The organism is Betaproteobacteria bacterium (genome assembly GCA_009377585.1).
In the GTDB taxonomy this organism is placed as follows: Bacteria; Pseudomonadota; Gammaproteobacteria; order Burkholderiales; family WYBJ01; genus WYBJ01.
Genome location: WHTS01000027.1, coordinates 1 through 6143, shown reverse-complemented (window position 1 = coordinate 6143; position 6143 = coordinate 1). Strand labels below are relative to the sequence as shown.

Here is a 6143-nt window from a genome sequence, read left to right as displayed (position 1 = left end):
CCGGCGGACAAGACGTTCAAGCAGCGCGGCCATCCCCAGGCCGGGCGCTTCCTCACCAAGCGCCTGCTGGAGGAAGGCATCGATATGTCGTATGCCTACAAGCCGCTGCACGAGGACGGCCTGGGCCATGCCTTCGCCAACACCCTGCTCTACCTGGATCTGGACCGCAACGGATTCGACGTTCCCGTGGTGCCGGTCGCGGTCAACTGTTATGGCAGCGCGGTGATTCGTTATCGCGGCGGCTTCAAGGAATATTCGGACCAACCGGACCCGCCCTCGCCCTCGCCGCGGCGCTGTTTCGAGATGGGCCAGGCCACCGCGCGCGTGCTCAAGGAGAGCCCGTGGCGGGTGGTGCTGATGGCCTCGTCGAGCTGGTCGCACGCGTTCCTCACGGAGAAGAACAACTGGATCTATCCCGACCTGGAGGCGGATCGCGCCATGCTGGAGAAACTGCGTGCGGGCGACTACATGGGCTGGAAAAACACCCCGTTGGCCCAGATGGAGCAAGCCGGGCAACAGGAGGTGCTCAACTGGGTATGCCTCGCCGGCGCCATGGCCGAGCTGAACTACAAGGCGCAGATTCTCGACTGGGTGGAAACCTGGATGTTCAACGCGCCCAAATGCCTGGCGGTGTTCGAGCCGGCGTAGGGCGCCGGGCAGGCCGTTCTCGCCGTCTTCGAGAATCTCTGGGAGCCGCTCGGCGACGCGAGGTCCGACCTACGCCTTTATCGTCACGCCGGCGAACGCGGGCGTCCAGGAGCTTCAACGGCATCCTATGGATTCCCGCCTACACGGGAATGACGTGATCCGGCCCATCCCCGCCCTGCCGCAAGGGCACACCGGCTGCTTGGTTCAGCGCTCCGAACCCGGCAGAAGGTGAAACATGCGCACGAAATTTCTCGGTGAAGGCGAAAGTCGCACGATCGCTCTCGTATTCGATACCGGCGACGAGGTGGTTTCGACGCTGGAGCGATTCGCGCAGGAGCAAGGTCTCGATGCGGCGCACTTCACGGCCATCGGTGCATTCAGTCGCGCGACTCTCGGCTATTTCAGCTGGGAGCAGAAGGAATACTTGAAGATTCCCGTGGACGAGCAGGTGGAGGTGTTGACGGCTGCGGGCGATATCGCCTTGCAGGAAGGCAAGCGCAAGGTGCACGCGCATGCCGTTCTGGGCCGGCGCGACGGCTCGACCCTGGGCGGGCATCTGCTGGAAGCGTACGTTCGGCCCACGCTGGAGCTGATGCTGACCGAATCGCCCGCGCACCTCAAACGCGCCCACGACCCTGAGACCGGGCTCGCGCTGATCCGAATCGAATCGTGACTGCCGCGCGCCGCGTCGTGGCCATTACCGGCGCCAGTGCCGGCGTCGGACGGGCCCTCGTCCGCGCGTTCGCCGCCGACGGCGCCGACGTGGGTCTCATCGCAATGGCTGCGCAGCGGCTGAAGGGCGCCCGCGATAGCCGGGAAGCGACTGCGCGGGAACCGACTGCAATCGTAGGTACCATTGAGGACCCGGCAATACGACGCCCGCGAAAGGAACTACGAATGCAGACCCCGTCCGAAATCCTCTTCGAAGTGCGCGGCTCCTGCGCCCTCATCACCATCAATCGGCCCGAGCAGCGCAACGCGATCAATCTCGCGGCCTGCGCGCAGATCGAGCAGGCCTTCAGGCGCTTCGATTCCGACCCCCAGCTCAGGGTGGCCATACTCACCGGCGCCGGCGACAAGGCGTTCTCGGCCGGTCGGGATCTCAAGGAAATCGCGGCGCAGGGCGAGGCACCGATACCGCTGTTGCCCACGCTCGGCGACACCATGCACGTGAGCAAGCCCGTCATCGCCGCGGTGAACGGCGTGGCAATCGCCGGCGGCTGGGTGTTCGCTCAGATGTGCGACCTGTGCATTGCCGCCGACAACGCGACCTTCGGCATCACCGAGCCCAAGCTCGGACGCGGCGTGGCATGGTCGCCACCGATGATCCACATGATCGGCAGCCGCCTGGCGCTCGAGCTGATGCTGACGGGAAAAACGATCAGCGCGCAACGCGCCTACGAGATCGGCTTCGTGAACCGGGTGGTGCCGCGCGCCGAGCTGATACCGGCGGCGTTGACGATGGCGGACGAGATCGTCGAATGCGCGCCGCTCTCGGTCATCGCCGTGCGCCAGGTGGTGCGGCACACGCTCAACATGGGCCTGGATGCGGCGCTGGAAGTCGGCAAGCAGGTCTGTGCGCCGCTGCCCGTGAGCGAAGACGCGAGAGAAGGCGCAACGGCCTTCAAGGAGAAACGCAAGCCGCGCTGGAAAGGCAGGTAATTTTACTTTTCGGGTCGGATGTTCGATTCCCGGATCACGCGCCGCCACTTTTCGATCGTCTCCCGGTTGAGCTTCGCGAACTGTTCGGGCGGGCCGGCGGCGATCGCCAGGCCTTCGTTCTTGAACCGGGCTTGCGCCTCGGGTGTGGCGAGCAGCTTGGCAATGGCGCTGTTCCAGCGCATGACGATGGCCTTCGGTAAGTTCTTCGGCCCCCACATCGCATACCAGTGGCTCGCTTCATAGCCGGGCACGGTCTCGCTCACGGCGGGCACGTCGGGCAGAAACGGCGAGCGTTTCGCGGTGGTGACCGCAAGCGCGCGCACGCGCCTCGATTTAACGTGCGGCATGCTCGGCACCATGCTCATGGCAGTGGCCTGGATCTCGCCGCCGACGATCGCCGTCATGGCCGGTGCGCCGCCTTTGTACGGCACCGCCACCATGTTCGTCTTCGTCATGAGCTTGAAGAGCTCGAGCGCGAGGTGCACGTTGCTGCCCGCGCCGACCGTGGCGAAGTTGATCTTGCCCGGATTCGCCCGTGCGTAGTCGATCAGGCCCTGAATATTGGTCACGTTGATGCTGGGGTGGGCGGTGAACAACAAGCCCGTCGTGCCGAGCAATATGACCGGCGTGATGTCGTTGATCGGGTCGAAATTCGGCGGCCGGTACGCCGAGGTCGCGGCATACGTGGCGGAAACGATGATGAACGTGTAGCCATCCGGCTCGGCGCGCACCGCCATCTCGGCGCCGATGTTTCCGCCCGCGCCGGGACGATTGTCCACCACGATCGGCTGCCCGAACGATTCCGTCAGGCGCGTGCCGATGTAGCGCGCGAGCGTGTCCGTGCCGCCGCCGGGTGAGAATGGCGTGATCAAGCGGATCGGCTTGGCCGGATAACTTTGCGGCCATGCATTCGTGCCCAGAATGCAGGCAGCCACGGCAACGGCGAACAACGCACTTCTCTTCATCTGGCCCTCCTCCATGACAACGGCGTGAACCGCGGTGGCAGCGGGGCGAACCGGTCGCGCTGAGCGCGACCGGCGTGGCATGCCAGGCACGCTGTGCTGACTGCGGCCGCCGCTCCTATGATAAAGGGCAAGGCGTTTGCGGTTCGTCGCGGCGTGTCGATCGTGCCATGACACATCGTCGCCGTGCGTGCGATTCATGTCGGCGTTCGATACTATCGCCCGGTTTTCCGTACGGCCGAAAGCAGGTGCCGGCTATCCTGTTCGAGCTTTCCGCAAAATGCGGGAGGTGCCGTGTTTTCGTATCACGACGCATGCGTTCGGGGGAATTCTCGTATCATATTGACTAGACGAGATATTCTTCCGGTTCGCACCCCCATTGAATAACCCTCGGTTTGCGGTTTGTGCAGCGTTCTGTTTAGCGCGTGTCCAGCCCACCGGCCAGGTAGATGTTGAATGTGATCGTCGGCACTCCACGGTGCGCCCGGGGGATTGGACTGGCTCATCACATGGCTTCGAGGATGCGTGGGGTGCCAAGCCTTCGAGCCGCGATGCTGGCGGCGGTGTCGAACTTCACCGAAGGCGCCGAACTGTCGAGCCTCGACGATTGAAGGCTGGGGGCTCCCGTTATGGGATTCCCCATAGCGCTGTCAATGCGCGCGGCCACGTCACGCACAACCTCATCAGCCGGGCGCCGCCAAGGTCGTCATCGCCGCCCACCGGGGGAAGGTGAGCCACTTGTGCCCACCTGCCAGACGACGGCCCCCCGGTAGTGGACGGGACATCGGGGCGTTAGCATCTCACCGGCGTTTCAAATCGCCGCGCCTCGTAACTATGCGCCCTTCGTCGTCGTACAGGTACTCGCCGCGTGTGGCGCCTGGGACGGAACCGATCAACAGCGCGCGGCCCGCGCCGTAGACGCCCTCGCCGATTGCAGCGTCAGCGCGAGATCGGTTCAGAGCCGCAGTGTCCTGCATGCCCATGGCTTGGAGCTCGCCCTTGTACAGAATGTTCATCTTGTCCATTTCCGCTTCAGCGGCGCTTTGCTCCAGGACATCCAAAGGACTGCCCTCAAGGTCCACGCCTGCCGCTCCGTAAGCTGCTCGAGCCGCACCGATGCGTTGCCTGGCTCGACGGTCTAGCGTTTGTGCGTCCGCGGCCGCGCCGGCCCGGGACACCTGCGCGTTGCGCTCGGCTACCTGCGCGTTGTACTTGGCGGCGTTGGCCTGAGAGCTCGCGCCCGAGATGGCCCCGGCGACTGAGAACGCGGTACCTGCTATTTGAAGAAACGGGGTGATGGCTGCCATGGCTTATTTTCCTTTCACGTTACGGTCGAAGAGACGTTGGGCTTGCATGTATAGCTGCGCGATGACATTGGCGTTCGCCTGCACGCCCGGCATGGCGTTGAGCACCGCCTTCAATCCCGGCTTGGCTTCGTCAATCTCGTGAACCAGGCGCTTCGCCAATTCGATGTTGGCGCTGGTTTTCTCTCCCCACATTTTTTCGAGGATGCCGCGCTGCTGGTCGGCATAGGTTTGGAATTGCGCGTCGGTCATGTTGCGGGTAATGGCGTCGGCCCGGGCGCCCTCGCGGAGAATGTGGCTGCCAATCTCGCGCGGGAGTCCGCCGACGCTGAGGGCTTCACCGAAGTATTGCGCCGCCCTCGTTTCGTTGGGCCCGTGGTTGCCTGCCTCGTCGGTGATGACCGGCATCTCGTACTCGTGCGGCTGCGCGGGTTTGAAGGCTGCGTCAATCTCCTGCGCCGTCGCGTCCGGGGCGGGCACGGTCGGATCGATCGAAGTCGATGTCTCGCCCGGATACGCTTTTTGCATGAGGCTATCGAACTCCATACGCGCTTGCGCGTCGCGGTTCGCCCACCGCTTCGCCCACTCGGGATCCTTGCGTAACGCGGCTATGCGCGTTTGAGCTTGCTCCGCGACCGTGGGGCCGGCAGGGGCGTCGGATGACATGGTGCCGTCGTTGGGATTGAAACTCCCGGGATAGGCGGCTTGGTGCAACTGATGCATCCGCTGACGTGCATCCGCATTGCCGCTCCCCCATGAGGACTGAAAAGCGGGGTCGGACTTTAACTTGGCGATTTCGGCGCGGGCTTGACCTGCGTCAACCGCGGCCGACGTGGGTGTGTTGCTGGGTGCGTCGTTCATGATGCTTTCCTCTCTCAAGTAAGACCAAAAAATCGGTGCGATATTCGCAACATGTTGCTACTATGACAACGGCATTGACGCCCCGGGGCGATTCGTGCATGATCCGCCCCCACGGTGCCAATTCCGGCGCCGTGCAAACAGGAGCAAAGCCGTGCAAACATCCCGCAAGCCGATCCAACTTAGGCCGGTCGTAAGCAAGCCCCGTCTGCCCCTTAAGCCCGGCAGTCCCAACTATCCGCATGTCCTCGCACCGTACGCCGTGTTCGAACTGGACACCCGCGGGGCCGTCGCCACTATCGCGGCATTGACGGAGAGCATGAGCGCCTTCGTGGCCACGCTTCACGATCCCGAACTGGGCATCGACATCAACGCCTTGTCGAGCGACGCGCGAGAGGGGCTGGCGGAAGTAACCGATCAATTGCATGCTGCCGGGCTCCTGAATCCGTTCATCCGAAAGGACGGCTCCATCACGCTGTACTAGCCTTCGCTCTTGGGCGTAACGGACGGCTCGATGCGGTCGCGGTAATACCGCGCCCACTTCGCGTCGTCTGGGGTCATGAACCCCGTGGATCTCATGCCGGGCCAGCCCCGGCAGGCGTAGCCTATGATCCCCGTCAAGCGCAAGTTCGCGCCGGCGGTCTCGGTCGACAGGTCCATTTCCGGCAAGCCCACCTTGCGGCGCAGACTGTTGCGCATGCCCATGGCC

The 6143-nt window shown here is 64.0% G+C and carries 7 protein-coding genes and 1 pseudogene; 5 read left to right on the top strand and 3 right to left on the bottom strand.

Annotated features, from left to right (window positions below):
- Positions 1–84: 84 nt before the first annotated feature.
- The 4 genes and pseudogenes from GEV05_11205 to GEV05_11190 all read left to right on the top strand — a co-directional run bounded on the left by GEV05_11205 (position 85) and on the right by GEV05_11190 (position 2310).
- Positions 85–648, top strand: a complete 564-nt coding sequence (locus tag GEV05_11205) for a hypothetical protein (protein ID MPZ43953.1) — start codon at positions 85–87, stop codon at positions 646–648.
- Positions 649–883: 235 nt separating this feature from the next.
- Positions 884–1321 carry a DUF296 domain-containing protein gene (locus GEV05_11200; protein MPZ43952.1) on the top strand — a complete coding sequence of 146 codons (438 nt, stop codon included), beginning with the start codon at positions 884–886 and terminating at the stop codon, positions 1319–1321.
- Positions 1315–1515, top strand: a pseudogene (locus GEV05_11195) (SDR family NAD(P)-dependent oxidoreductase). Before GEV05_11200 ends, GEV05_11195 begins: the two are co-directional and overlap by 7 nt.
- A gap of 30 nt (positions 1516–1545) precedes the next feature.
- Entirely contained in the window at positions 1546–2310 is a 765-nt protein-coding gene (locus GEV05_11190) for an enoyl-CoA hydratase/isomerase family protein (GenBank protein ID MPZ43951.1), read from the top strand.
- Positions 2311–2312: 2 nt separating this feature from the next.
- On the opposite strand, the gene GEV05_11185 is transcribed toward GEV05_11190, so the two are convergent.
- The 3 genes from GEV05_11185 to GEV05_11175 all read right to left on the bottom strand — a co-directional run bounded on the left by GEV05_11185 (position 2313) and on the right by GEV05_11175 (position 5437).
- Positions 2313–3473 (bottom strand): tripartite tricarboxylate transporter substrate binding protein, encoded by a 1161-nt coding sequence (locus GEV05_11185; protein MPZ43950.1) that lies wholly within the window; start codon positions 3471–3473, stop codon positions 2313–2315.
- Between the two features lie 599 nt (positions 3474–4072).
- A complete protein-coding gene (locus tag GEV05_11180; protein MPZ43949.1) occupies positions 4073–4579 on the bottom strand; it encodes a hypothetical protein in 507 nt (168 codons plus the stop codon).
- Between the two features lie 3 nt (positions 4580–4582).
- The gene (locus GEV05_11175; GenBank protein ID MPZ43948.1) at positions 4583–5437 is read right to left on the bottom strand and encodes a hypothetical protein; all 855 of its coding nucleotides are present in this window, start codon (positions 5435–5437) and stop codon (positions 4583–4585) included.
- A 151-nt stretch (positions 5438–5588) separates the two neighbouring features.
- Between GEV05_11175 and GEV05_11170 the strand changes: the two genes are divergently transcribed.
- Positions 5589–5918, top strand: coding sequence for a hypothetical protein (locus tag GEV05_11170; protein ID MPZ43947.1), 330 nt, complete (start codon positions 5589–5591; stop codon positions 5916–5918).
- Positions 5919–6143: the final 225 nt, after the last annotated feature.